At 71.8% G+C, this 24485-nt stretch carries 23 protein-coding genes; 16 read left to right on the plus strand and 7 right to left on the minus strand.

Features of this window, described 5'->3' with window-relative positions:
* The first annotated feature begins 2 nt into the window (after positions 1-2).
* Together EFK50_RS11905 and EFK50_RS11910 are read left to right on the plus strand one after the other, a co-directional pair.
* Entirely contained in the window at positions 3-902 is a 900-nt protein-coding gene (locus EFK50_RS11905; RefSeq protein ID WP_123227765.1) for a hotdog family protein, read from the plus strand.
* Positions 899-2491: a thiamine pyrophosphate-binding protein gene (locus tag EFK50_RS11910; protein WP_183407790.1), complete on the plus strand. Its 1593-nt coding sequence runs from the start codon at positions 899-901 to the stop codon at positions 2489-2491. The genes EFK50_RS11905 and EFK50_RS11910 overlap by 4 nt, the downstream gene beginning before the upstream one ends.
* 96 nt (positions 2492-2587) lie before the next feature.
* On the opposite strand, the gene EFK50_RS11915 is transcribed toward EFK50_RS11910, so the two are convergent.
* A complete protein-coding gene (locus tag EFK50_RS11915) occupies positions 2588-3064 on the minus strand; it encodes a MarR family winged helix-turn-helix transcriptional regulator (protein WP_123227767.1) in 477 nt (158 codons plus the stop codon).
* An 88-nt stretch (positions 3065-3152) separates the two neighbouring features.
* On the opposite strand from EFK50_RS11915, the gene EFK50_RS11920 reads away from it, so the two are divergent.
* Together EFK50_RS11920 and EFK50_RS11925 are read left to right on the plus strand one after the other, a co-directional pair.
* A complete protein-coding gene (locus tag EFK50_RS11920; RefSeq protein WP_123227768.1) occupies positions 3153-4337 on the plus strand; it encodes an FAD-dependent oxidoreductase in 1185 nt (394 codons plus the stop codon).
* Positions 4334-5854, plus strand: a complete 1521-nt coding sequence (locus EFK50_RS11925) for a multicopper oxidase family protein (protein WP_246004133.1) — start codon at positions 4334-4336, stop codon at positions 5852-5854. The genes EFK50_RS11920 and EFK50_RS11925 overlap by 4 nt, the downstream gene beginning before the upstream one ends.
* On the opposite strand, the gene EFK50_RS11930 is transcribed toward EFK50_RS11925, so the two are convergent.
* Genes EFK50_RS11930 through EFK50_RS11945 form a run of 4 tightly spaced genes read right to left on the minus strand, consistent with a single transcriptional unit; the run spans position 5834 to position 8540 of the window.
* Positions 5834-6280 (minus strand): MarR family winged helix-turn-helix transcriptional regulator, encoded by a 447-nt coding sequence (locus tag EFK50_RS11930; protein ID WP_123227769.1) that lies wholly within the window; start codon positions 6278-6280, stop codon positions 5834-5836. The two genes, EFK50_RS11925 and EFK50_RS11930, sit on opposite strands and share 21 nt — an antisense overlap.
* Positions 6277-6660: a hypothetical protein gene (locus EFK50_RS11935; RefSeq protein WP_123227770.1), complete on the minus strand. Its 384-nt coding sequence runs from the start codon at positions 6658-6660 to the stop codon at positions 6277-6279. The genes EFK50_RS11930 and EFK50_RS11935 overlap by 4 nt, the downstream gene beginning before the upstream one ends.
* A gap of 48 nt (positions 6661-6708) precedes the next feature.
* The gene (locus EFK50_RS11940; RefSeq protein ID WP_148046137.1) at positions 6709-7890 is read right to left on the minus strand and encodes a CapA family protein; all 1182 of its coding nucleotides are present in this window, start codon (positions 7888-7890) and stop codon (positions 6709-6711) included.
* Between the two features lie 50 nt (positions 7891-7940).
* Positions 7941-8540, minus strand: coding sequence for a TetR/AcrR family transcriptional regulator (locus EFK50_RS11945; protein WP_123227772.1), 600 nt, complete (start codon positions 8538-8540; stop codon positions 7941-7943).
* 155 nt (positions 8541-8695) lie between these two features.
* Between EFK50_RS11945 and EFK50_RS11950 the strand changes: the two genes are divergently transcribed.
* From EFK50_RS11950 to EFK50_RS11975, 6 genes are all read left to right on the plus strand, one after another.
* Positions 8696-9508, plus strand: coding sequence for an SDR family oxidoreductase (locus EFK50_RS11950; RefSeq protein ID WP_221177364.1), 813 nt, complete (start codon positions 8696-8698; stop codon positions 9506-9508).
* Complete coding sequence (locus EFK50_RS11955; protein ID WP_123227774.1) at positions 9505-10488, plus strand: NADPH:quinone oxidoreductase family protein; 984 nt, start codon at positions 9505-9507, stop codon at positions 10486-10488. Before EFK50_RS11950 ends, EFK50_RS11955 begins: the two co-directional genes overlap by 4 nt.
* Positions 10489-10541: 53 nt before the next feature.
* Positions 10542-11024 carry a MaoC family dehydratase gene (locus EFK50_RS11960; RefSeq protein ID WP_123227775.1) on the plus strand — a complete coding sequence of 161 codons (483 nt, stop codon included), beginning with the start codon at positions 10542-10544 and terminating at the stop codon, positions 11022-11024.
* A complete protein-coding gene (locus EFK50_RS11965; RefSeq protein WP_123227776.1) occupies positions 11024-12055 on the plus strand; it encodes a phosphotransferase family protein in 1032 nt (343 codons plus the stop codon). Before EFK50_RS11960 ends, EFK50_RS11965 begins: the two co-directional genes overlap by 1 nt.
* Positions 12055-13290 carry an acyl-CoA dehydrogenase family protein gene (locus tag EFK50_RS11970; protein WP_123227777.1) on the plus strand — a complete coding sequence of 412 codons (1236 nt, stop codon included), beginning with the start codon at positions 12055-12057 and terminating at the stop codon, positions 13288-13290. The genes EFK50_RS11965 and EFK50_RS11970 overlap by 1 nt, the downstream gene beginning before the upstream one ends.
* Before the next feature lie 144 nt (positions 13291-13434).
* Positions 13435-14133 (plus strand): TetR/AcrR family transcriptional regulator, encoded by a 699-nt coding sequence (locus tag EFK50_RS11975; protein WP_123227778.1) that lies wholly within the window; start codon positions 13435-13437, stop codon positions 14131-14133.
* On the opposite strand, the gene EFK50_RS11980 is transcribed toward EFK50_RS11975, so the two are convergent.
* Positions 14092-14865: an SDR family oxidoreductase gene (locus tag EFK50_RS11980; RefSeq protein WP_123227779.1), complete on the minus strand. Its 774-nt coding sequence runs from the start codon at positions 14863-14865 to the stop codon at positions 14092-14094. The two genes, EFK50_RS11975 and EFK50_RS11980, sit on opposite strands and share 42 nt — an antisense overlap.
* Positions 14866-14884: 19 nt before the next feature.
* On the minus strand, positions 14885-18421 hold the full coding sequence (locus EFK50_RS11985; RefSeq protein ID WP_123227780.1) for an indolepyruvate ferredoxin oxidoreductase family protein: 3537 nt from the start codon (positions 18419-18421) through the stop codon (positions 14885-14887).
* A gap of 154 nt (positions 18422-18575) precedes the next feature.
* Here EFK50_RS11985 and EFK50_RS11990 point away from each other — a divergent pair, with 154 nt between their 5' ends.
* The 6 genes from EFK50_RS11990 (at position 18576) to EFK50_RS12015 (ending at position 24476) form a co-directional block, all read left to right on the plus strand.
* Positions 18576-19721, plus strand: coding sequence for a PucR family transcriptional regulator (locus EFK50_RS11990; RefSeq protein ID WP_123227781.1), 1146 nt, complete (start codon positions 18576-18578; stop codon positions 19719-19721).
* 106 nt (positions 19722-19827) lie between these two features.
* Positions 19828-21000 (plus strand): NAD(P)/FAD-dependent oxidoreductase, encoded by a 1173-nt coding sequence (locus tag EFK50_RS11995; RefSeq protein ID WP_246004134.1) that lies wholly within the window; start codon positions 19828-19830, stop codon positions 20998-21000.
* A 9-nt stretch (positions 21001-21009) separates the two neighbouring features.
* Complete coding sequence (locus EFK50_RS12000; protein ID WP_123227782.1) at positions 21010-21882, plus strand: branched-chain amino acid ABC transporter permease; 873 nt, start codon at positions 21010-21012, stop codon at positions 21880-21882.
* Positions 21882-22934 (plus strand): branched-chain amino acid ABC transporter permease, encoded by a 1053-nt coding sequence (locus tag EFK50_RS12005; protein ID WP_123227783.1) that lies wholly within the window; start codon positions 21882-21884, stop codon positions 22932-22934. The genes EFK50_RS12000 and EFK50_RS12005 overlap by 1 nt, the downstream gene beginning before the upstream one ends.
* A complete protein-coding gene (locus tag EFK50_RS12010; protein WP_123227784.1) occupies positions 22931-23716 on the plus strand; it encodes an ABC transporter ATP-binding protein in 786 nt (261 codons plus the stop codon). Before EFK50_RS12005 ends, EFK50_RS12010 begins: the two co-directional genes overlap by 4 nt.
* A complete protein-coding gene (locus EFK50_RS12015) occupies positions 23709-24476 on the plus strand; it encodes an ABC transporter ATP-binding protein (RefSeq protein WP_123227785.1) in 768 nt (255 codons plus the stop codon). Before EFK50_RS12010 ends, EFK50_RS12015 begins: the two co-directional genes overlap by 8 nt.
* The last annotated feature ends 9 nt before the right edge of the window (positions 24477-24485 follow it).

Here is a 24485-nt window from a genome sequence, read left to right on the forward strand (position 1 = left end):
AGATGACCGCCGAGAACACGGTCCCCGACGAGGCATGGCGGATCGACCGCGAGATGCGCGAGGTCTGGGAACGCATCCCCGTCGCCGTCGAGCTCGCCCCGGTGAGCTACACCGTCACCGACGAGCACGTCGCCCGCTACCTGACCGCCGTGGGCGGTCCGCCCGCGCCGGAGGGCACCGCCGGGTGGGTCCCGCCCGAGCTGTTCTGCGGGGACTACAGCCCGCTGGTGCTGGACTTCGGCCAGACGGTGGGCTTCCACGCCAGTCACCGCTTCACGTCGTACCGGCCGCTGGAGATCGGGACGACGGTCACCGCCACCGGCCGCGTCGTGGAGAAGTTCGAGCGCCGGGGCTTCCGGTACTTCACCCTCTCCTTCACGCACGCGTCCGCCGACGGCCGGGTCTTCGTGGTCAACGAGACGACCATCGCGGTCGGCGTGCTGCGCGATCCGTCGTACCGGCCGGAGCCGCGGACCGGGGGTCCGGCGGAACCGCGTCCCGAGCCGGTCTTCGAGACGGTCGCCACGGTCCCGATGAGCCAGGAGGCGATGGCGGTGTTCGCTGCCCAGGGGGCGATCCGGTGGGGCTGGGAGGACACCGGCGGCGGTGCGCACACGGACGAGTCGTTCGCCCAGTCCGCGGGGCTGGAGCAGACCAACGCCCAGTCGCTGCACTACGTCGGCTGGATGGCCCGGCACCTGGCCGCCCGCTGGGGAACAGCGTGGTGGGAGCGCGGCGGGCTCGACGTGAAGTTCGTCGGCCAGGTCGGGCCGCGCGACGTGCTGCGCCTGGAGGCGAGCCCGGGAGCGGGCGCGTCGGACCTGCTGGTGCGGGTGCTGAACGACGAGACCGGCGCGGTGATCTGCACCGGTTCCGCCTCGCTCCGGGCGGAGGCCGAGTGAGCGGACCGGTCCGCCTCCTCGACCAGCTGGTCGGCCTCGTCGCCGAGCTGGGCAACCGCCACCTCTTCGGGGTCCTGGGCGACGCGAACATGTTCTTCGTCGACGAGTACCGCAGGACCGGCGGGCGGTACGTCGCGGCGGCGGAGGAGAAGGCCGCGGTCCTGATGGCCACCGGCTACGCCCGGCGGGGCGGGCGTCCCGGGGTCGTCACCGTCACCCACGGCCCCGGCCTGGCGAACACGGTCGCGGCGCTCGTCGACGCGGAGCGCGACAAGAGCCCGGTCCTGGTCGTCGCCGGCGAGACGCCGCCCGAGGACCCGGACCACCTGCAGTGGCTGCCGCAGCGCGAGCTCGTGGAGGCGATCGGCGTGACCTACCTGCGCGTCGACGCGCCGGGGGAGCTGGCGGCCCGGTTCGCCGAGGCGGTCGCCGAGCTGACGGCGCGCCGCGGCCCGGTCGTGCTCGGGATCCCGAGCACGTTCATGTTCGAGGAGGTCGTCCCGGAAGCGGACCGGCCTCCGGCCGCGCACCGGCCCGCGGGTCGCGTCGACGAGGACGCTCTCGACGCCGCGCTGGGGATCCTCGCGACCAGCCGACGCGGGATCCTGCTGGCGGGACGCGGTGCCACCGGACCGGGGATGCGCGAGGTGCTTCTCCAGCTCGCCGAGGCGGCGGACCTCGACGTCGCGACCACCCTGCTGGCCAAGGACTTCTTCGCCGAGCACCCGCGCGACCTCGGCGTCTTCGGCACCTTCTCGACGGCGTCCGCGACCGAGCGGATCGCCCGCGCCGACTGCATCGTGGCGCTCGGTGCCTCCCTGAACCGGTGGACGACCGCGGACGCGACGCTGCTCAGCGGCGCACGGCTGATCGCCGTCGACGACGTCGTCGACCCGGCCGCCGGAGCCTGGGCGCGGCCCGACGTCGTGCTCCGGGCCGACGCCGGCGACGTCGCGGCGCTGCTGACGCAGGGACTCCGCCAGCTCGGACCGAGAGAGCCGCGGGTACGACCCGCCGCGGACCTGGCGCCGCCGAGCCCGGCCCCCATCGACGTCTACGTCGGTGCGCTCGACGAGGCGTTGCCCCGGGACCGGACGGTGGTGTGCGACGGCGGTCGCTTCATGGTGCGCGCGCTGCACGGGATGCGCGTCGCCGATCCGCGCGCCCTGGTGCACACGCTCGGCTTCGGCTCGATCGGGCTCGGTCTCGGCAACGCGGTCGGTGCCGCCGTCGCGGCACCGGAGCAGCCGACGGTGCTGCTGGTCGGGGACGGCGGGCTGATGCTCGCCGGCTGGTCGGAGCTGCACACCATCGTGCGGGAGCGGCTCGACGTCACGATCGCGGTCTTCAACGACGCGGCGTACGGGGCCGAGCACCAGCACTTCGTGGGGCGCGGCCTCGATCCGTCGGTGACCGAGTTCGACTGGCCGAGCTTCGCCGAGGTCGCCTCCGGGTTCGGGTGGGCGACGGCGACCCTCGAGTCGCCGGCCGACGCCGAGCGGATCGGGCCGCTGCTGCGGCAGCGGGACCGGCCGACGCTGCTCGACCTGCGGCTGGACCCGCTCCAGGTGCCCACGACCACGGGGTAGGTCGGAGGGAGTCGATTGCCGGTCAGACCGTTCGCGGGGCGACCGTCTTCTTCGACGCGGGGCTGGTCCGCCCGCCGTGCGATGAGCCGTCGGGGCTCAGCCCCGCCCAGGTCCGCCGGGCAACCGCTCGGTCTGCTCGCGGTTGACCTCGACGGCGGCCTGGAGCTGGGCGATACCGATGCGGAGCTGGTCGGTGGTCTGGGTGGCGAGGAACGCGTTCCAGGCCTCGCTCACGCCGGCGTAGAGCGGTGCCAGTCGCGCGCCGACCTGCTCGAGGTCCGCGGTGATCCGGACCTTGCGGCGGTCCTGGGCGTCCCGGCTGCGACGGACGAACCCGGCCTTCTCGAGCCGGTCGACCAGCAGCGTGATCGCACCGCCGGCGGTGATGCCGGTGTGCTGGGCGAGCTCGCCGGGCGTCGCCGATCCCTGGGCGAGCAGGACGCCCAGCGCCTGGAGGTCGGTGCTGTTCAACCCTGCCGCGCGCGCGACGGCGTCTTGGAAGAAGACGGCGGTCGCCATGAAGTCGCGCATCACGGACGCGTACTCGGCGTGCAGCTGCTCGCGGTTGGACATCGCTTTCACCTCTGCTACTTTGTCTCTGAAACCGAGTGAATCACATTCAGAGAGACTCGGTCGATCTCGTCAATCGTAGGAGGTAAAGATGCCGAAGGCCGTCGTGGTGGGTGGGGGAGTCGCCGGTCCTGCCGTCGCCCAGCTGTTGACCCGGGCTGGATGGGAGGCGCCGGTCTTCGAGGCCCGCGAGACTCCGGACTCGTTCGAAGGGCTCTTCCTCAACGTGGCCGTCAACGGCCGTCGGGTCCTGCGCGAGCTCGGCGTCGAGGAGCGCCTCTTGTCCGATGCGCACCCCGCCCCGTCGATGGCGATGTGGAGCGGACGCGGCAAGCAGCTCGGCGTGGTGCCGAACGGCCCGGCCGGCCGGCCCGCCGACGGCGGCGTCGTCGTCAGGCGTGGCTGGCTGCACGACGTGATCCGCGAGGGCGCCGAGAACGCCGGGGTGCGGTTCGAGCACGGCCGTCGCCTGGTCTCGGTCGACGAGCGCGACGGCCTGGCCGTGGCCACGTTCGCCGACGGTCACGTCGAGGAGGCCGACGTGGTGATCGGCGCCGACGGCGTCGGCTCGGCGGCCCGCGCGTACGTCGCACCCGACGTACGGCCGACCTTCACCGGGTTGCTCGGGACGGGCGGCTTCGCCAGCGTGCCGGGGCTCGCGCCGACGCCCGGCCTGCAGCACTTCGTCTTCGGGGCCCGGTCCTTCTTCGGCTACTTGGTCCGCGACGACGGCACCGTGTACTGGTTCGCGAACCTGCCGGCCGACTCGCCCGACGCCGGTGACTCGCTGACCGCCGGGGAGCAGTGGATCGCGATGCTGCGCGACCTGCACAGCGACGACCCGGCCCCGGTGCCAGGGATCCTGGCGAGCACGACGACAGCCCTGCGCGGCTACCCGATCTTCCGGCTGCCGTCGGTTCCGTCCTGGTCGCGCGGCCGCGTCGTCCTGGCCGGGGACGCCGTGCACGCGACCAGTCCGTCGGCCGGGCAGGGGGCGTCGCTGGCTCTGGAGGACGCGTTCGTGCTGGCGCGGGCGCTGCGGGACCGGAAGACTCCTGAGGCGGCGTTCGCTACGTACGAGGAGGCGCGCCGCCAGCGCGCGGAGGCGGTGGTCGCCTGTGCCGCGGGCATCGACAAGCAGAAGCGGGTCACCAAGAGCCGGATCGGCGTCGCTCTGCGGGACGCGATGCTGCCGATGTTCCTGCGCAGGGCCGGGAGCGACGCGCGGCACGACTGGATCTACGACTACGACGTGCCGTGGGAGGCTCGGGCGTGATCGTGGCGCGGCTCCGCCGGTTGCCGCAGTGGGCTCGGTGGACGGGCGGCATCGTCGCCGCGGGGCTGGTCGCCGCCGGCGGCTTCGTCGCGCTCGCGGCGCGGGTCTGGCTGACCGCGCCGATCGACACCACCGGCGACGTCGACTTCGACCGACCGCTCGCCATCCCGCCGCTCGCGTCCTCGACCGTCGTCGACGGCGAGCGGATCTTCGACCTCCGCCTGCAGGAAGGGGTCGCCGACTTCGGTCGCGGCCGGACGCCGACCTGGGGCGTCAACGGCGACTACCTCGGACCAACCCTGCGCGCCGAGCGCGGCGAGCGGGTCCGGATCCGGGTGCGCAACGACTTGGGCGAGGACACCAGCCTGCACTGGCACGGCATGCACCTGCCGGCCGCCATGGACGGCGGCCCGCACCAGCCGGTCGGTGCCGGGGCGACGTGGACACCGCATTGGCGGATCGACCAGACCGCTGCGACGCTCTGGTATCACCCGCACCTGCACGGGAAGACTGCCGCGCATGTCTACCGCGGCCTGGCGGGACTCTTCGTCCTCGACGACGCGAAGGAACGCTCGCTCCCGCTGCCCCGCTCGTACGGCGTCGACGACATCCCGGTCATCCTGCAGGACAAGAAGCTCCACGACGACGGCTCGCTCGACGAAGACGCGGGGCTGTTCCGGTCCGCCGGTCTCACCGGGGACACCGTGGTGGTCAACGGGACCGTCGGGCCGTACCTCGACGTCAGCACCGAGGCGGTCCGGCTGCGCGTCGTCAACGCCTCGAACACCCGGCCGTACAGCCTCCGGTTCGACGACGGCAGCAGCTTCGCGATGATCGCCAGCGACGGCGGCCTGCTCGACGCCCCTATCTTCCTCACCCGCTTGCAGCTCTCGGTCGGTGAGCGGGCGGAGATCGTCGTCGCGCTCGACCCGGGGGAGCGGCGGGTGCTGCGCTCGGGGCCGTCCGACAGCGGTGACCGGCTGGCCGGAGGCGGCGACCGGCTCGACCTCCTCGAGCTTCGGGCCGCCGATGAGCTGAGGCCCGCGCCTGCGCTCCCGGCCGCGCTCACCGAGCAGCCGGCGCTGGCCGAGGACGAGGCGGTCCGTACCCGCACCTTCGACCTGGCCGGGTTCTCGATCAACGGACGGACGATGGACCTGGGCCGGATCGATCACGCGAGCACCGTGGGCGACACCGAGATCTGGGAGGTCACCAACGCCGACGGCGGGAGCCACAACTTCCACGTCCACGACGTGCAGTTCCAGGTGCTCGCCGTCGACGGCGAGCCGCCGCCTCCCGAGCTCGCCGGGCAGAAGGACACGGTCTGGATCAGGCCCAAGGAGACGGTTCGGCTGATCATGAGGTTCGAGGGTTACACGTCTCCCGGGACGCCGTACATGTTCCACTGCCACACGCTGCGGCACGAGGACCTCGGCATGATGGGCCAGTTCGTCGTCGTCGAGCCGGGCCAGGCTCCCGACGACCACGTCGCCGGCTCAGCAGCCGGGCACCACTGAGTCTGCCTCGGCCCGCGCCAGGATGTCGGTCATCGCGCGCACGAACTCCCGACGCCGTCGGTCGCTCCAGTCCTCGGTCAGCGTCGAGAAGACCCGTTCCTGCCAGGCACGCGCCTCGCGGAGCAAGGAGCGTCCGGCCGGCGTGACCAACACCTCGCGCCGGCGACCGTCGTACGGCGAGGTGCGCAGCTCCGCGTGCCCGGCGGCGACCGCCCGGTGGACCAGGCGGGAGGCACCGCTCTGGTCGATGCCGACCTCCTCGGCAATCGCGTTGATCGTGGCCGGTGCACCGCGGGCGGTCAGGTCGAGCGCGGCCTCGACGACCATCACGAGACGCCCCTGATCCGTGCCGAGCGGGTCGGTGGTGGGGACCCGCCGCGACCAGAAGCGAACGAACCCGAAGAGAGCCTGACCGTCGGTTCTCATTCCGTTGCCGCCAGCTCGCGGCAGATGAACGCGAGGTCCAGTGCGGCCCGGAGGTCGGGGAGCCGCAGTGCGGCGGTGACCTTGCCGTCGGCCACCCGGAAGACGCTCGCGACCCGCGTCGGCTCCGGGCTAGCGGGCCAGGTGGCGTCCTCCTCGACGACCATGATGCGGTCGCTCACCGGGTGCCACGACCGCGGCGTCAGCTGGATCCCGGATCGCTCGACCCAGTCGGCGAACCCGGAAGGAGTCAGGGGCCCGGCGCCCTTGGGGCCGAGGACCACGACCGTGCTCCCCACGGATCGGGCCGATCGGTCCAGGTCGCCGGAGTTGACGCTCGCGTGCCACTCGACGATGGCAGCCTCTGTCGACAAGGTATCCATGCAGACAGCATATATGCCTGGCGCATGGAAATCACCCGGACTCCGCGCTCAGCGCGGCAGCCGGTGCCGGACCAGCCCGCGGTTGCCGCCGACACCGTCGACCGCGGCGCGCACGGAGGCGAGCCGGGCGCCGGTGGCGTTGCGGATCCGGATCGGGTTGCCGGGGGTGTAGTGGTTCCACTGCGTCGGCACGTACGCCGCCCGGGTGACCACCCAGCGCCCGTCGGACCGCTCGGTGAACTCGAAGTCGACGGTGATGCCCTCGTAGGTGTTGCGCCGCTCGACCTCGTTCTGGGCGATCATGTTGCCGAGCCCGTAGGCGACCCACTTGCCGTTGACGGTGGTGATCGGCTGGACGACGTGGGCGTGGTCGCCGAGCACCAGGTCGACGTCCGGTGAGGCGGTCAGGGCGTCGGCGAGCGCGACCTGGTCGGCGTTCGGGCGGTGGTCGTACTCGTTGCCCCAGTGCACGTGGGCGATCACGATGTCGGCTCCGGCGGCGCGGGCGCGGCTCGCCTGGACGAGGAGGTTGTCGCGGAGGTCGGTGGTCTGCGAGACCGCCCACCACTGGCGCTCGGGGACCACGAACCCGTTCAACCCGTACGTCGCCGCGACCACCCCGACCCGGACGCCGTCGGCGGTGGTGAGGATCACCGGCTCGGTGCGCTCGTCGGCGCTGCGGAAGGTGCCGATGTGCCGGACGTGGTTCGCCTCGAGCAGGTCGGCGGTGGTGACCAGGCCGGCGAAGCCCTGGTCCCAGCTGTGGTTCGACGCGGTGGTGCAGCCGTCCCAGCCCATGCTCGCGATCCAGGGCGCGACCTCGCGCGGCGCCGCGAACACCGGGTAGCTCTCCGGTTTCTGGCCGGGCGCAGCGAACGGCACCTCCTCGTGGCAGAGCGCGACGTCGGCCGACGCGATCAGCGGCTTCAGCTTCGCGAACATCGGGTCGAAGTCGTAGCGCCGTCCCTTGCCGGTGCGGGCGCGGTCCTCCGCCGCGCTGAACCACACGGTGTTGTGCCACAGCAGGTCGCCGCCCATCACGACCGAGACGGTCCGCGGTGCCGGATCGGCGCTCGGGTCCGGGGTCCGCGCGCTGGCGGTGGCCGACGGCCGGTCGCTCCCGCGGCTCGCCGGGCCGGCGTCGTCGCAACCGCTCGTCGCCAGCAGTGCCAGGACGAGGAGCGCGACCACCGGGGCGGACGAGCGCCGAACGGGGAGGGGTCTGGGCACGCGGCCAGTGAAGCACCCTCGCCCCAACGGATCAGGTGCGGGGCCGACCGCTAGGCGGCGCTCGCCCCGACGATCCGCAGCGCGATCTCGACGTACCCGTCGGCGATCTCGGAGGCGTCCCAGCCGGGCTCGCGGTACCAGCGGGCGATGTCGATGCCCAGCGACTGGAGGGCGACCACGGCCATCCGCGGGTGCGGGGTGACGAACGCTCCCGAGGCGATCCCGCGCTCGACCAGGTCGCTGAACAGCACGTCGATCTCGTGGCGGATCCGGAGCATCTCGGCGAGGTGCGGCTCGGAGAGCGCGGCGAGCTCGTAGTTCACGATCCGGGCGGACGTGTGCGCGCGGACGTGGTGCTCGGCGAAGTTCCGCACCGCGACGCGCAGCTGCTCGACCGGGTCCTCGGAGGAGTCGACGGCCGCCCGGAGCAGCGCGAGCACGTCCTCGTGGCCACTGCGCGAGATCTGGTACAGCAGCTCCTCCTTGGAGGAGTGGTGCACGTAGACCGCCGCCGGCGACATGCCCGCCGTCGAGGCGATGTCACGGGTCGTGGTGCCGTGGTAGCCGCGGGCGGCGAACGCCTCCACGGCCGCCTCCAGCAGCCGTGCCTTGGTCACCTCGGCCCGTCGAGGGTCCCTCGTCTCCGGCATCGTCGCACCTTCCGCTCTCGCCCGGCTTGGCCCCGTGTGGGGAATCGCACGTGTGTGGGGAGCAGGGTACGGCGATTGGTGGTTGACGCCCTGCTTCTGATGCCGCATCCTATCAGTCAATAAGCAAGCGCTTAGTTACCTGATGGGGAGAATTCGTGCCGCAAGCAGTCGTCGTGACGCCGGGCACGGCCGTCGTCACCGGGGCCGGCGGCGGCATCGGGCGCGCACTCGCCCATCGGCTCGCGGCGGGCGGCGTCCGGGTCGTCGTGAACGACCTCGACGCCGAGGCGGCCCAGCGGGTCGCCGCCGAGATCGGCGGGCTGGCGGTGCCGGGCGACGCCGCCTCGGTCGTCGGCGTCGCGGCCCTGGTCGATGCCGCCACCGCGCACCTCGGTCGGATCGACGCCTGGTTCGCCAACGCCGGGGTCGACCGGGGGCGCGGCCTCGACGCGGACGAGGAGGCCTGGGTCTCCAGCCTGGAGACCAACGTGCTCGCGCACGTCCGGGCCGCCCGGCTGCTCGTGCCCGGCTGGCTGGAGCGCGGCCACGGCCGGTTCGTGGTGACCGCGTCCGCCGCCGGCCTGCTGACGATGCTCGGCAGCCCGGCCTACTCGGTGAGCAAGCACGGCGCGGTCGCCTTCGCGGAGTGGCTCTCGGCGACGTACCGGCACCGCGGCGTGGTGGTCCAGGCGATCTGCCCGCAAGGCGTCCGCACCCGGATGCTCGACGACGCCGGCTCGCTCAAGGAGATGCTCAGCCGCGACCGGGCGCTGGCTCCGGAGGAGGTCGCCGAGGCGGCCTGGGAGGCGCTCGCCGACGACCGGTTCCTGGTGCTGCCGCACGACCAGGTCGCCGGCTACTGGGCGGCGAAGGCGGCGGACCCCGAACGCTGGCTGGCCGGCATGAACCGGATCCAGCAGCACCTCGACATGCAGCAGGAGCCCCTGCAGGACGGAGTGACGACATGAAGGCGTGGCGCGTCAGCCGGCTCGGTGAGCCGGCCGCGGTGATGGAGCTGGTCGAGGTCGAGGACCCGCGGCCCGGGCCGGGACAGCTGACGGTGCGGGTGCTCGCCTCGCCGGCCAACTTCCCCGACGTGCTGATGTGCCGCGGCGAGTACCAGGTGAAGCCGGAGCTCCCGTTCCACCCCGGCATCGAGCTCTGCGGCGAGGTCCTCGCCGTCGGTGCCGGGGTCACGGAGCGCCGGGTCGGCGACCGGGTGCTGGGCGCGTCGGTGCTCCCGTACGGCGGCTTCGCGGAGCAGGCGCTGATGGAGGTCGGGACGACCTTCGCGGCACCTCCCGAGCTCGACGACGCCGAGGCCGCGGCGCTCTACGTCGGCTACCAGACCGGGTGGTTCGGGCTGCACCGGCGCACCTCGCTGCAGCCCGGCCAGACCCTCCTGGTGCACGCCGCCGCCGGCGGTGTCGGCAGCGCCGCGATCCAGCTCGGCAAGGCCGCCGGTGCCCGGGTGATCGGGGTCGTCGGCGGACCGGAGAAGGCCGAGGTGGCCCGCGCGCTGGGTGCCGACGTGGTCGTCGACCGCCACCAGCAGGACTTCGTCGAAGTGGTCAAGGCGGAGACCGGCGGCCGCGGCGCGGACGTGATCTACGACCCGGTCGGCGGCGAGACCTACGCGCGCTCCACCAAGTGCATCGCGTTCGAGGGCAGCATCCTGGTGATCGGCTTCGCCGGCGGGGCGATCCAGACCGCAGCGCTCAACCACGCGCTGGTGAAGAACTACTCGATCGTCGGCCTGCACTGGGGGCTCTACACCCAGCGCGATCCGCGGTTGGTCCAGGAGTGCCACGACGCGCTCTGCGACCTGGCCGCCCGCGGCCTGATCAAGCCGCTGGTCAGCGAGCGGCTCGCGCTCCCGGACCTCGCCGCCGGCGTCCAGCGGCTCGCCGACGGCGTCACCGTGGGCCGGGTGGCCCTGCAGGCCTGACCCCTGATCCACCGCCCTGAACCCCGGGCATAGCACCGACACAGGAGAACGACATGACCGACCAGCTCACCCCGCAGACCGAGGGCCGCGTCTTCCAAGGCACCGGCGACCTGTACGACGCCATCGGCACCCACGTCGGGTACTCGTCGTGGCACGAGGTCGGCCAGGGCCGGGTGAACGAGTTCGCCGACGCCACCGGTGACCACCAGTGGATCCACGTCGACGTCCCGCGCGCGGCCGACGGGCCCTTCGGCGGCACCATCGCCCACGGCTACCTGACCCTCTCGATGGTGCCGATGCTGGTCTGGGAGGTGATGCGGATCGACGGTCTCTCGATGGAGGTCAACTACGGCGCCGAGAAGGTGCGCTTCCCGGCTCCGGTTCCGGTCGGCTCGCGGGTGCGGGCGGGCGTCGAGCTGCTCAGCCTCATCCCCGCCGGCGACGGACACCGGCTGATCTCCCGGGTGACCGTCGAGCGCGAGGGCGGGGACAAGCCGGTCTGCGTCGTCGACACGGTCTCCTACCTGGTGGCCTGATGACGGCCGTGTCGGCGGTCCCCGGGCTCGACGTCGCCGCCTTCGCGGGCTGGCTCGCCGAGGCGTTGCCGGGTGTCGACCCGACCACTGCCCGGGCCGACCTGATCGCCGGCGGCAAGTCCAACCTGACCTACCGCGCCACCCTCGGCGAGCTGACCTGCATCGTCCGGCGGCCGCCGCTGGGACACGTCCAGGCGACCGCGCACGACATGGCCCGCGAGTACCGGGTGATGAGCGCGCTGGTCCCGACCGACGTCCCGGTGCCCCGGACGCTCGCGCTCTGCGAGGACCCCGCGGTGACCGGCGCCGTCTTCTACGTGATGGAGGACGTCGCCGGGACGCCGTACCGGACCGCGGCCGAGCTCGCCGGCCTCGGCCCGGAACGGGTCCGGACCGTGTCGACGGCGCTGGTCGACACCCTGATCGCGCTGCACCAGGTGGACCCCGCCGCGGTCGGGCTCGCCGACTTCGGCCGGCCGGAGGGCTTCCCGGAGCGCCAGGTACGACGCTGGACCCGGCAGCTCGAGGGCTCCCGGACCAGGCCGCTGCCGGCAGCCGACGAGCTGCGCGGCCGGCTCGAGCGGAACCTGCCGCCGCCCCGGCCGAGCCGGATCGTGCACGGCGACTACCGCCTCGACAACGTCCTGATCGACGCGGCGGACCGGCCGGCCGCCGTGATCGACTGGGAGATGGCGACCCTCGGCGACCCGCTCACCGACCTCGCCCTGCTGCTCGTCTACGGACGGGTCGGCGAGATCGCCGGCGGCGAGGCAGTCGCCGACGCGGCGTCCGCGCCCGGCTTCCTCACCGAGAGCGAGCTGGTCGCCCGGTACGCCGCCGGCACCGGGTCCGAGCCGACCGGGTTCGGCTTCTACCTCGGCCTGGCGGCGTACAAGCTCGCCGGGATCCTCGAGGGGATCCACTACCGCTTCCTGCACGGCCAGACGGTCGGTGCCGGTTTCGAAGGAGTCGGCGCGGTCACCGAGCCGCTGCTCGACCTGGGTCTCGACGCAATGAAGGAGTACAGCTGATGGAGTTTGCCTACGACGCCCGCACCGAAGGCCTGCGGGAGAACCTGCTCGATTTCATGGCCGAGCACGTCTACCCCGCCGAGGCGGTGTTCCACGAGCAGCTTGCCGCGCAGCCGAACCCGTGGGCCTGGGACGCGGCGCCGGTGATGGGCGAGCTGCGCGCGGCTGCCCGGAGCCGAGGGCTGTGGAACCTCTTCCTGCCCGGTGAGGGCGGTGCCGGCCTGACGAACCTGCAGTACGCGCCGCTGGCGGAGATCGCCGGCCGCAGCGTGCTGCTCGCGCCGCCGGCAATGAACTGCGCCGCCCCGGACACCGGGAACATGGAGGTGCTCTCGCTGTTCGCGACGCCGGCGCAGCGCGAGCAATGGCTGGAGCCGCTGCTGTCCGGCGAGATCCGCTCGGCGTTCGCGATGACCGAGCCGGACGTCGCCTCCTCCGACGCCACCAACATCGGCACCTCGATCGTGCGCGACGGCGACGAGTACGTGGTCAACGGCCGCAAGTGGTGGATCACCGGGGCGATGAACCCGAACTGCAAGGTCCTGATCGTGATGGGCAAGACCGATCCGAGCGCCGACCGGCACCAGCAGCAGTCGATGATCCTGGTGCCGCGCGACGCCCCCGGCCTGGAGATCAAGCGCGGCATGCACGTCCTCGGGTACGACGACCACGACCACGGCGGCCACGCCGAGCTGGAGTTCCGCGATGTCCGGGTGCCGGCTGCGAACCTGATCGCCGGCGAGGGCGACGGCTTCGCGATCGCGCAGGCCCGCCTGGGCCCCGGCCGGATCCACCACTGCATGCGCTCGATCGGAGTCGCCGAGCGGGCCATCGAGCTGATGTGCGCCCGTGCCGAGGAGCGGGTCGCGTTCGGGAAGCCGATCGCCGATCAGGGCGTGGTGCGGACCTGGATCGCCGAGTCCCGGATCAAGGTCGAGCAGCTGCGGCTGCTCACCCTCAAGGCCGCCTGGCTGATGGACACGGTCGGCAACAAGGGTGCGCACACCGAGATCCAGGCGATCAAGATCGCGGCCCCGAAGACGGTGCAGTGGATCCTGGACAAGGCGATGCAGGTGCACGGTGCCGGCGGCCTCTCGCAGGACTTCCCGCTGGCCAACGCCTACGCGAGCATCCGCACCCTGCGGCTCGCCGACGGGCCCGACGAGGTCCACCAGGACGCCCTGGCCAGGGCCGAGCTGCGCCGCCAGCGCGACGCGCGCGGGTCCGCCTCCTGACCGCGTACCGGCGCCCGGGGTCAACGGCAGGGCGCCGGTACGCGCACCATCGTGGAATCCGGGGTACCGAAATGACACGAACCGGGGGATTGCCTACACTCGGGCTGCAAGCAAGCGCTTAGTAGATGGGGAGGAGGCGGACCGATGGCGACGAACGAGCTCGCTGAGGGCGGTGCCAAGCGGATGGCGTTCCAGCGCGAGCACGAGCACGTCTCGCCGCGCGGCCTCTTCGACCAGGTCGAGCCCAAGGGCTCCCGCCGGTTCCTCACCGCCGCGGTGGTGGCGTTCTCCGGCCGCGGCTACCACGCCACGACCACCCGCGACATCGCGACGCTGGCGGGGTCCAGCCCGGCCGGGATCTACACCTACTACGCCACCAAGGCCGACCTGCTCTACGAGATCTCGGTGATCGCGCACCAGTACATCCTCGACGAGACGATCGCCGCCGTCGCGGTGCACGAGGACCCGATCGGCCGGATCAGCGAGGTGGTCCGGCGCTCGGTGACCTACCACGCCGAGGAGCACGTGCTCGCCCGCGTGGTGAACACCGACTTCCGGGCGCTCGACGTCCCGCGCCTGGCGGCGATCCTGAAGATGCGCCGGCAGATCAGCACGATCGTCCGCGACGAGGTCGCCCGCGGTGTCGAGCTCGGCGTCTTCGACGTCAACCACATCGAGGGCGCGACGATCGCGATCCTGCGGCTGCTCGACGTGGCGCCCTGGTACAACGAGCGCGGCCCGATGTCGCCCGCCGAGCTGGCCGAGGTCTACGTCGCGCTGATCCTGAAGATGGTCGGGGCCTCACACCAGGGCGGCGATCGAGATGCCGCCGTCAACGGGTAGCACCACACCGGTCAGGTACGCCGAGGCCGGCGCGGCCAGGTAGACGACCGCACCGGCGATGTCGTCGTCGCGGCCGATCCGGCCCAGCGGCGCGGCCTTCTCGAAGGAGGCCTGGTCCTCGTCCAGGGTCGCCGCCATCATCTTCGAGGCGAACGGTCCAGGGGCGATCGCGTTCACGGTCAGGTGCGGGCCGAGCTCGACCGCCAGGGTGCGGGTCAGGTGGTGCAGGCCTGCCTTGGCCGCCGAGTAGGAGAAGTTCGGCAGCGACGGGACCCGGAGCCCGTCGATCGAGCCGATGTTGATCACCCGGGCCGGAGCGTCGGGGGTGGCGTGCCGGCCGAGCAGCCCGGCGAGCTCCTGGGTCAGGTAGAACGGGGCCTTGAGGTTCAGGTCCACGACCTTGTCCCAGGCCGATGCCGGGAACTCCGCGAACGGCGCCCCCCAGACCGCACCGGCGTTGTTGACCAGCACGTCCAGCCGGTCGGTGCGCTCGGCGACCTCCGCGGCGAGCCCGACGCAGCCCTCGTGGGTGGACAGGTCGGCGGCCATCGCCTCGATGGGACCGAGGTGACCGAGCTCGGCCGCGGTCTCCTCGCAGTCGGCGAGCTTGCGCGACGCGATCAGCACCCGGGCCCCCGCGTCGAGCAGTCCGCGGGCGGCCATCCGGCCGATGCCGCGTCCGCCTCCGGTGACGAGCGCGGTGCGGCCGGTGAGGTCGAAGAGGGGGTTCATCAGGTGCCTTTCGGTCGAGTCAGGATGCGGCGGTGCGGGCCGGCGGCTGGAGGAAGGAGGAACGGAGCTCGGCGAGCCGCTCGTGGTAGCGCTCGATGTTGCGCTCCTTGATCTCCTCGTAGCCGCGGACCAGGTCGGGCAGCTCCGCGATCTCCACGGCGAGTGCGTGGTTCTCGGCGGTGATCGCGCCGGCGAGCTCGGCGATCAAGGCGTCGTACTCGGTGACCAGGGCGCGCTCGGCCCGGCGCACCCGAGCGAGGCCGAAGACGTCGAACGGGGTGCCGCGCAGACCGCGGAGGGCGTAGAGCACGGTGAAGACGATCCGGAACCAAGGGCCCAGGGTCAGCTTCTTCTTCATCCCCAGGGCGCGCAGCACCGGCGGGTGCAGCCGGTACGACGCCTTGTATCCGGGACCGAACTGGGCCTCGAGCGCGTGCCGGAGAGCCGGGTCCACGGAGAGCCGGGCGACCTCGTACTCGTCCTTGTAGGCCATCAGCTTGTGCAGGTGCTGCGCGGTCGCCAGCGCGAACTCCTCCGATCCGGGGACGGCGCTCTCCTCGGCGGCGCGGGCGCGTTCGACCAGGGCCGCGTACCGCTCGGCGTACCGGACGTTCTGGTAGGCGATCAGGTCGTCGACCCGGCGTACCACGAGTGCGGCCAGCGCACCGTCGGCGGCGGCCTGGACGGAGCCGGCGATCCGGACTGCCTCGGCGCTCGGCTCGGCGGGAGCGTCGTCGGACGCGGTCAGCGCCGCCAGGTCGGCCAGCAGCGCCGCCGGGTCGGCGGCGAACTGCCGGCCGCGGCGGAACGCCTGCACGTTGCGGGGCACCTGGACCCCGTTCAGGCTGATCGCCTCCTCGATCCGGGCGGCCTCCAGCGGCAGCGCACCGGCCTGGAAGGCGACGCCGACCAGGAACACGTTGGCGAACTGGTCGTCGTCGAAGAGGTCCTTGGTCAGCTGGCGGGCGTCGATGTAGCGGCTCGCCTCGTCGCGGACGCGGGCCTGGATGCGGCCGGCGGTCTCGGCCGGCTCGGGGAACGCGACCGCGGTGTCGGTGACCATCGCGCCGGTGGGGACCTCGGCGGTCGAGACGACGGCGACGGTCCGCTCCGGCGAGGCCACCGAGAGGTACGTGTCGGTGGCCGCGACGAGCACGTCGCAGCCGAGGTAGAGGTCGGCCTCGCCGCGGGCGATCTTGTTCGACCGGGCCACCGGCCGGGTGGAGATCTTCACGTCGGAGACCACGGCGCCGCCCTTCTGGGCCAGGCCGGTCTGGTCGAGGGTCCGCACGTAGCGGCCGGAGTTCGAGGCCGCGGTGGCGATGATCTGGGAGACGGTGACCACGCCGGTGCCGCCGATCCCGGTGATCCGGAGGCCGAACTGGTCGGCCGGCACCACCAGCTCGGGGTCGGGGAGCATGCCGTCGTCGAGGTCGGCAACCGTCGACCGCGGGGTGGCCCGGTTCCCGGACGCCGCCGGGACCACGGTCAGGAACGACGGGCAGTCGCCGTCCAGGCAGGAGTAGTCCTTGTTGCAGGAGGCCTGGTGGATCGCGGTCTTGCGGCCGTACTCGGTGCCGACCGGCTGCACGGACAGGCAGTTCGACTTCGAGCCGCAGTCGCCGCAGCCCTCGCAGACGCGCTCGTTGATGAAGGCACGCTCGACGGGCTCGACGACCAGCTTGCGCTTGCGCTTGCGGCGCAGCTCGGTCGCGCACTCCTGGTCGTGGATCAGCACGGTCACGCCCGGGACCTTCGCGAGCTCCTGCTGGGTCTCGATCAGCCGGTCGCGGTGCCGGACCTCGACGCCGCCGGGCAGCCGGATCTTCCGGTAGCGGTGCGGCTCCTCGGTGGTGATCACGATCCGGGCGACACCCTCGGCGAGCAGCTCGGAGACGATCTCGGGCACGGTCATCGCGCCGACGGCGTCCTGGCCGCCGGTCATCGCGACCGCGGAGTTGTAGAGGATCTTGTAGGTGATGTTCACCTGGCCGGCGAGTGCGGCCCGGATGGCCAGGCTGCCGGAGTGGTGGAAGGTGCCGTCGCCCATGTTCTGCAGCAGGTGCGGCGCCTCGACGAACGGCGACATCCCGATCCAGGGCCCGCCCTCGCCGCCCATCTGGGAGAGGCCGATCACCTCGCCGACCCGGTCGCTGGGCATCAGCGCCGCCATCCCGGAGCAGCCGATGCCGGCACCGACGAGCGAGCCGTCGGGGGCTCGGGTCGACCGGTTGTGCGGGCAGCCGGAGCAGAAGTACGGGGTGCGGGCGAGCAGCGGGAGGGCGATCGTCGTGGGTCGTGGCCGGGCCGTCCCCGCCTCGGCGGGAGCCGGCAGGGCGACGTGCTCGCTGAGCCGGCGCCGGAGCGCGTCGGTGATCTGCTCGGGGTCGAGGTCGGCGTCGGAGCGGAGCAGCGGCAACCGGTTCATCGTGGTCTTGCCGGACACCGCGGGTGCGTCCGGGCGGCCGTACAGGATGTCCTTGATCCCGCTCTCGACGAAGGAGCGCTTCTCCTCGACCACGACGATCTCGTCCAGGCCGTCGGCGAACGCGATGATCTCCTCGGCGTCGAGCGGGAAGACCACCCCGAGCCGGAGCAGCCTGATCCCGCGGGCCTCCAGCTCCTCCTCGGAGAGGCCGAGCCGGGCGAGCGCCTGACGGACGTCGAGGTAGCTGGCGCCGGCGGTGACGATCCCGACCCGGGCTTCACCGGTGGCGCCGTAGGTGCGGTTGAGGCCGTTGGCGACGGCGTACCGGGCGGCGAGGACGAGGCGCTTGGTCGCCAGGCTGTTCTCCAGCTCCGACAGCGTCGGCTGCAGGAACTGCGCCGAGACCTCGTGCACGTAGGGGAAGCCGGCGACCTTGTTGTCCGGGATCACCGGGGTGACCAGGTCGGGGGCCACCTCCGTGGTGGCCGAGCCGTCGGCGACGTTGGTGGCGATCTTCAGGCCGACGTACAGGCCGCTGAACCGGGACATCGCCAGGCCGTGCACGCCGAGGAACAGGATGTCCTGCGGATCCGCCGGGCTGAGCACCGGCAGGCCCAGCTCGGCCATCGCGATCTCCGAGCTGCTGGGCACCGTGGAGGACTTGGCGGTCGAGTCGTCGCCGACCAGGACCAGGGCACCGCCCTCGGGGTGCGCGCCGCCGAGGTTGGCGTGCCGGATCGCGTCCGAGGCCCGGTCCAGGCCCGGAGCCTTCCCGTACCAGATCCCGATCACGCCGTCCTGCTTGGCGGTCGGCTGAGCGCCGGCCAGCTGGCTGCCCTGGACGGCGTTGGCCGCCAGCTCCTCGTTCAGGCCGGGCATGAAGACGACGCCGTACTCGTCGAGCAGCGCCTGCTGCCGGCCGAGCTCGAGGTCGTAGCCGGCCAGCGGCGATCCCTCGTAGCCGCTGATGAAGCAGGCGGTGTCCCGGCCGGCCGCGAGGTCGTGGCGGCGCAGGTCCAGGGGGAGTCGGACCAGCGCCTGCATCCCGGAGAGGTACACCGTGCCGCGCTCGACCGTGTAGCGCTCGACCAGCGGCCTCGCAGCGGTGTCGACGGGTGCCTGAGTCATGCTTCCTCCGGGTCAAATCGGGACAGAACGGGGGGTCTTTTCATTCAATCCCGTGGACTCGACGATTGTCTGCTGTCAGATCCACGGTTTCCCTGGCGCACGGGCGGAATCTCTTGTTGAATCCACAAAGAGCGTCCGAAATGAGGAGATCGTCATGGCGAAGAGTGCGGGTCGGGAAGCGATCGTCGAGGTGCTGCAGCAGCTGCTCGACGACATGCCGGTGCTGGCGAGGGGGGTCGTGCGGGAGATCCGAGCGCAGGTCCAGGAGTACGACCGGGTCCCCCTCGGTGACCATGCCGACCACGTGCTCGAGCAGCAGGAGCGGATCGTCCGAGCCCTGATCGAAGGCCGCGGACTGGACGCCGAGGACCTCCGCCGGGCGGCCGCCCTGGGCCGGGTCCGGGCGGCTCAGGGAGTCAGCGTCGAGGGGGTGATCAGCGCCTACCACGTGGGCAACCGGGAGCTCTGGAAGCTGATCGACGAGCACGCCGACCGCGGGCGCGAGTTCCTCCCCGAGCTGGCCTCGATGATGTGGGAGGCGATCCACCACACGTCGACCGAGATCGCCGCCGCGCACTCGCTGGTGGCCCGTGCCCGGCACACCCAGAGCCTCACCATGCGGCACCGGTTCATGGAGCTCCTCGACCGCGCGGACGACGATCCGGAGATCCTCGAGATCGCCGCCGGACTCGGGTTCGATCCGGACGGACCCTTCCTCGCGGCGTGCATCGATGCAGGTGAGACGCCTGTTGGCGTCGCGGAGTCGGTCCACGAGGAGCTGGAGTACCTCGACGGCGTCTCGTTCGCGGTGCAGCAGGGAGCGCTCCTGCTGGTGCTCGCCCAGGGCCCGGACGCGGCGGCCCTGACCGAGCTGGCCGAGGCTCTCCGGCCGACTCCGCGGACCGGTGTCGGGTTGCGTCGGACGGGTCTCGCCGGCGCCCGGGAGAGCATCCGGGACGCGGTCGAGGCGTTGGCCGGGACCGACGTCGCGCACCCGGTCGCGGGCTTCGCCGACAGCTGGTGGCTGGCCTGCGTCGCGGCCCAGGCGAGCCGGCTGGAACCGGTGCTCGGAACGGCCCGCGAGGTGGTCGCCGACAACCCGCACCTGGTGGCCGCGGTGCGGGCCTTCGCCGACGCCGGGTTCTCGGTGGCGGCCGCCGCGAAGGAGCTGCACGTGCACGCCAACAGCGTCGCCTACCGGCTCGACCGATGGGACCAGCTGACCGGTTGGAACCCGCGGACGTTCACCGGTCTAGTGCACTCGCTCGCCGCCTGCACGGCTGTTCAGGCGCCCGAATGAATTGATCGGGCCGTAACACAATCGCAACTAAGCGCTTGCTTGCCAGTGACTAAAATCCGTGCCATAGTCACGCTCACTGTGATGGCAGTCACAGGGGATCCGAGAGGTGGTCGAGCAAGAGATGTCCCAGGAGATGTCGCAGTACGACGTGATCGTGATCGGTGGCGGAATCGCCGGTGTCTCGATCGGCTACGAGTTGTCGAAGAGCAGCAGGGTCTGCCTGCTCGAGATGGAGTCGACACTCGCGTTCCACACCACGGGCCGGTCGGCCGCGACGTTCCTCGAGACGTACGGCGGACCGGAGATCAGGGCGCTGACGACCGGCAGCCGCGCCTTCCTGGAGAACCCGCCGGAGTACTTCGAGTCGGAGCTGATGACGCCCCGCCCGCTGCTCCAGTTCGCGAAGCAGGGCCGCGGTGCGGTGATCGAGCAGCTGCACGCCGACGTGCTGCCGCTGGTCCCGGACGCCGAGCTGCTCACCCCCGACCAGGTCGCCGAGATCTTCCCGCTGGTCGCACCGGGCTACGTCGAGCGCGGCATGTACGAGCCGGGAGCGATGGAGCTCGACGTGGCCGGCCTGCACCAGGGCTACGTCCGCGGCCTGCGTGCCCACGGCGGCGACATCGTCAAGAGCGCCCCGGTCGTCGGCCTGACCCGCGGACCGGAGAGCTGGACCGTCGAGACCGCTGACGGCGAGCGCCGCTCGGCGGCCACCATCGTCAACGCGGCCGGCGCCTGGGGCGACGTCGTCGGCGAGCTCGCCGGCGCGAAGCCGCTCGGCCTGATGCCGTTGCGCCGCAGCATCTTCATGGTGCGGTCGCCGCAGGGTGCGGACAGCAAGGACCTGCCGATCTTCGGTGACATCGACCAGAGCTTCTACGTCAAGCCCGAGGGCGAGCAGTTCCTCTGCTCACCGGCCGACGAGACGCCGTGCCCGCCGAGCGACGCCAAGGCCGACGAGCTCGAGATCGCCCGGGCGATCGACGAGATCAACGCGGCCACCAGCATCGGCGTGCGCAGCATCAGCACCTCCTGGGCCGGTCTGCGCACCTTCGTCCCGGACCGCAACTTCGTGGTGGGCCCGGACCCCGAGGTCCCCGGCTTCCACTGGTTCGTCGGTCAGGGCGGCTACGGCATCCAGACCGCGCCCGCCGCGGCGATGGCCGGTGCCGCGCTGGTCCGGGGCGAGGGGCTCCCGGCCGACCTGATCAGCCGCGGCCTCGAAGCCGCCCGCCTGGCCCCGCACCGTCCGGGCATGTCCGACGCAGCCGACCACTAGGGAGCGACCGTGGAATTCCTCCAGCAGGTCACCAACGGCCTGACCATCGGCAGCGTGTACGCGCTCGTCGCCATCGGCTTCTCGGTCGTCTACGGCGCGCTCGGCCTGGTGAACTTCGCCCACGGCGACATCCTCATGGCCGGGACGTTCGTGACGTACGGCGTCTACACGTCGTTCCACCTCCCGATCGTGATCTCCTGCGTGATCGGCATCCTCGCCGGCATCGTGATAGCCGGGATCGTCGAGGAGGTCGCGGTCCGGCCGGTGCTCAAGTCGCACCTGCTGATCCCGATGATGACCACGCTCGGCATGGGTCTGATCATCCGCAACCTGGTGGAGCTGAAGTACGGCTCGGGCACGCTGCCCTTCCCGTCGTTCGCCGGATCGGGGTTCTTCCACATCGGCGACCTGCAGATCGCCCGGGCGGCGGTGGTCACCCTGGTCGTCGCGGTGATCACGCTGGTGCTGTTCGCGGCGTTCCTGAAGTTCACCAAGCCAGGCTTCGCGATCCGCGTGGTCGCCCAGGACATGACCGCCGCCCGGCTGATGGGCGTGCCGGTCAACCGGACGATCATGGCCGTGTACGGCGCGGGCGGCGCGCTCGGCGTCATCGGCGGCCTGCTCTACGCCAACACGCTCGAGGTCGTCTACCTCGGGATGGGCTTCCCGATCCTGCTCAAGGGCTTCGCCGCGGCGATCGTCGGCGGCATCGGCAACCTCCAGGGCGCCCTGATCGGCGGTCTGGTGCTCGGCATCCTCGAGGCCACCGTCGGCCCCGCGGCCGGGTCCTACCGGGACGCGATCGCCTTCGTGCTGCTGATCGCGATCCTTCTCGTCCGCCCCGCCGGCCTGCTCGGCGCCCGAGTGCAGGAGCGTGTCTGATGTTGAGCTTCGTCCCCAAGCCGATCATGCGGATCGCGCTGCTGGCCCTGGTGGTCCTCGGCTTCCTGCTCCCGAACCTGGTGGAGCCGTACACGATCCGCGTCGCCGCGACGATCCTGGTGTTCACCGTCTTCGCGACCGGCCTCAACCTGATCCTCGGCTTCGGCGGACTGCTCAGCTTCGGGCACGCCGCGATGTTCGGAGCGGGTGCCTACATCGCGGCCCGGCTGATGCTCGACACCGGGATGTCGCTGGCGCTGGTGATCGTCTGCTCGGTCCTGGGTACGGCGGTCTTCGGCCTGCTGGTCGGGATCACCTCCTGGCGGGTCGGCGGTGACTACCTCGCCCTGATCACCCTCGGCGCCGGTCAGATCTTCTACCTCTACCTGAACAACGCCAAGGAGGTCACCGGCGGTGCGACCGGTCTGCCGGGCATCCCGCCCGGGGTGTTCTTCGGCTGGGACCTGACCGCGATCGAGAACACCTACCTGTTCATCCTGGGCGCGACGATCGTGGCGACCGCGTTCGCCTGGCTGATCGGCAAGTCCTTCCTCGGCCGGTCGCTGCTCGCGATCCGCGAGGACGAGGTGATCGCCCGCGCGCACGGCATCAACGTGCCGCTCACCAAGGTGATCGTCTTCGGGATCGGCGCCGGTATCGCGGGACTGGCCGGGGTGCTCCAGGTGTTGCTGCTCGGCTTCGTCGGCCCGGCGAGCTTCACCGTGGACCAGTCCATCCTGGCGGTCGAGATCGTGCTGATCGGCGGGATGGCGACCACCCTGGGTCCGTTCCTCGGGTCGATCCTGGTGATCGGCTCCACCGAGTACCTGCGCAGCCTGGCCGACTACCGCTCGATGATCTTCGGCGCGCTGATGGTGCTGATCCTGCTCTGGAAGCCGGGCGGCCTGGTCCAGATCCTCGGCCTCGGCGAGACCCGGGCCTCGAAGGCCACGTCGCTGTCGGCGCTGCTCGCGAAGCTCCGCCGGTCCGGTACGCCGCCGTCCCGGCACAGCGCCCACGCGGAACCCGTCACCGAGGAGGCCCGGCCATGAGCACCACCGTCACCGATCCGATCTTCAGGGCCACCGGCGTCGGCTGCCGGTTCGGCGGCGTGATCGCGCTGGACAGCGTCGACTTCGAGATCGGCCGCAACGAGATCGTCGGGCTGATCGGCCCGAACGGCTCCGGCAAGACCACCCTGCTCAACGTGCTCTCCGGGATCTACAAGAGCACCTCGGGCGAGCTCGAGGTCGACGGCCGGCCGAGCCGGTTCATGTCCTCGCGCCGGCTGAGCCGGGACTACGGCCTGGCGCGGACCTTCCAGAACATCCGGCTCTGCTCGTCGCTGACGGTGCGGGAGAACGTGCTGATCGGGATGCACTCCCGGTTCAAGTGGTACGACTCGATCCTGCCCTTCGGTCCGGGGAGCCGGGAGAAGAAGGCCGCGGCGAACGTCGAGGAGATCCTCGAGTTCGTCGGCATCGGCGACAAGGCCGACGAGATCGCCACCGACCTCGCGTACGGCGACCAGCGCCGGGTGGAGATCGCCCGCGCCCTGGCCACCTCGCCCCGGCTGCTGCTCCTCGACGAGCCCGCCGCCGGGATGAACCCCCGGGAGGCGCGGGTGCTGGTGGACCTGATCCACCGGATCCACGCCGAGCGCGACATGGCCGTGGTGGTCATCGAGCACAACATGAACGTGGTGATGAACACCGCCTCGCGGGTGATGGTCCTGGACGCGGGGCTCTGCATCGCGCACGGCGACCCGAAGACGGTCAGCGCCGACCCGCACGTCCTCGAGGCCTACCTGGGAAAGAGGTTCCGCGATGCCTGAGACCCTGCTCCGCGCCGACGACCTCACCGTGCGCTACGGCCCGGTGACCGCGTTGAACGGCATCAGCCTGCACGTCGACGAGGGTGAGGTAGTCGCCCTGGTCGGCGCCAACGGTGCCGGCAAGTCGACGCTGCTCAAGACGCTGTCCGGACTGATCCGTCCGGCCGGTGGGTCGATCACCTTCCAGGGCAAGGACCTGGCCCGGACGGCCGCGCACGACATCGTGAAGTCCGGCCTGGTGCACGTCCCCGAGGGCCGGCACGTGTTCCCGCGGTTCACCCTCAAGGAGAACCTGCTCGCCGGTGCGTTCACGAACGACTTCAAGAGCGCCGGCAAGCGGGCCGAGGAGATCATCGCCGGGACCCCGATCCTGGCCCGCCGGGCCGGCAGCACGGCCGGCCAGCTCTCCGGCGGCGAGCAGCAGATGCTGGTGATCCAGCGGGCGCTGATGGCCGACCCGCGGATGATCATGCTCGACGAGCCGTCGATGGGTCTCTCGCCGGTGCTCGCCGACGAGGTCCTGGAGCTCGTCGCCCAGCTCAGCGAGCGCGGGATGACTGTGCTGCTGGTGGAGCAGAACGCGCTCGGCGCCCTCGACATCGCCGACCGGGTCTACGCGCTCGCGACCGGGGAGGTCCTCTTCGAGGGCCGCTCCGACGACCTGCGCGCGAATCCCCAGTTCGCGGACCAGTTCCTCGGCGTCGTCTCGGCGGACGCCGAGCGGCGGGCGCACGAGGAGCCGGAGGCGGCAACCCCCTGAACTCCGGAT

The sequence above is a fragment of the Nocardioides marmoriginsengisoli genome (assembly GCF_003725695.1).
Lineage (GTDB): Bacteria > Actinomycetota > Actinomycetes > Propionibacteriales > Nocardioidaceae > Marmoricola > Marmoricola marmoriginsengisoli.

Bases quoted from the DNA above. Each gene is read 5' to 3' on its own strand.
- EFK50_RS11975 (WP_123227778.1), top strand. From the start codon at position 13,435: ATGGCGACGAACGAGCTCGCTGAGGGCGGTGCCAAGCGGATGGCGTTC.
- EFK50_RS11980 (WP_123227779.1), bottom strand. From the start codon at position 14,865: ATGAACCCCCTCTTCGACCTCACCGGCCGCACCGCGCTCGTCACCGGA.
- EFK50_RS11905 (WP_123227765.1), top strand. From the start codon at position 3: ATGACCGCCGAGAACACGGTCCCCGACGAGGCATGGCGGATCGACCGC.
- EFK50_RS11960 (WP_123227775.1), top strand. From the start codon at position 10,542: ATGACCGACCAGCTCACCCCGCAGACCGAGGGCCGCGTCTTCCAAGGC.
- EFK50_RS11965 (WP_123227776.1), top strand. From the start codon at position 11,024: ATGACGGCCGTGTCGGCGGTCCCCGGGCTCGACGTCGCCGCCTTCGCG.
- EFK50_RS11920 (WP_123227768.1), top strand. From the start codon at position 3,153: ATGCCGAAGGCCGTCGTGGTGGGTGGGGGAGTCGCCGGTCCTGCCGTC.
- EFK50_RS11990 (WP_123227781.1), top strand. From the start codon at position 18,576: ATGGCGAAGAGTGCGGGTCGGGAAGCGATCGTCGAGGTGCTGCAGCAG.
- EFK50_RS12015 (WP_123227785.1), top strand. From the start codon at position 23,709: ATGCCTGAGACCCTGCTCCGCGCCGACGACCTCACCGTGCGCTACGGC.
- EFK50_RS11970 (WP_123227777.1), top strand. From the start codon at position 12,055: ATGGAGTTTGCCTACGACGCCCGCACCGAAGGCCTGCGGGAGAACCTG.
- EFK50_RS11915 (WP_123227767.1), bottom strand. From the start codon at position 3,064: ATGTCCAACCGCGAGCAGCTGCACGCCGAGTACGCGTCCGTGATGCGC.
- EFK50_RS11935 (WP_123227770.1), bottom strand. From the start codon at position 6,660: ATGGATACCTTGTCGACAGAGGCTGCCATCGTCGAGTGGCACGCGAGC.
- EFK50_RS12010 (WP_123227784.1), top strand. From the start codon at position 22,931: ATGAGCACCACCGTCACCGATCCGATCTTCAGGGCCACCGGCGTCGGC.
- EFK50_RS11985 (WP_123227780.1), bottom strand. From the start codon at position 18,421: ATGACTCAGGCACCCGTCGACACCGCTGCGAGGCCGCTGGTCGAGCGC.
- EFK50_RS12005 (WP_123227783.1), top strand. From the start codon at position 21,882: ATGTTGAGCTTCGTCCCCAAGCCGATCATGCGGATCGCGCTGCTGGCC.
- EFK50_RS11945 (WP_123227772.1), bottom strand. From the start codon at position 8,540: ATGCCGGAGACGAGGGACCCTCGACGGGCCGAGGTGACCAAGGCACGG.
- EFK50_RS11955 (WP_123227774.1), top strand. From the start codon at position 9,505: ATGAAGGCGTGGCGCGTCAGCCGGCTCGGTGAGCCGGCCGCGGTGATG.
- EFK50_RS11930 (WP_123227769.1), bottom strand. From the start codon at position 6,280: ATGAGAACCGACGGTCAGGCTCTCTTCGGGTTCGTTCGCTTCTGGTCG.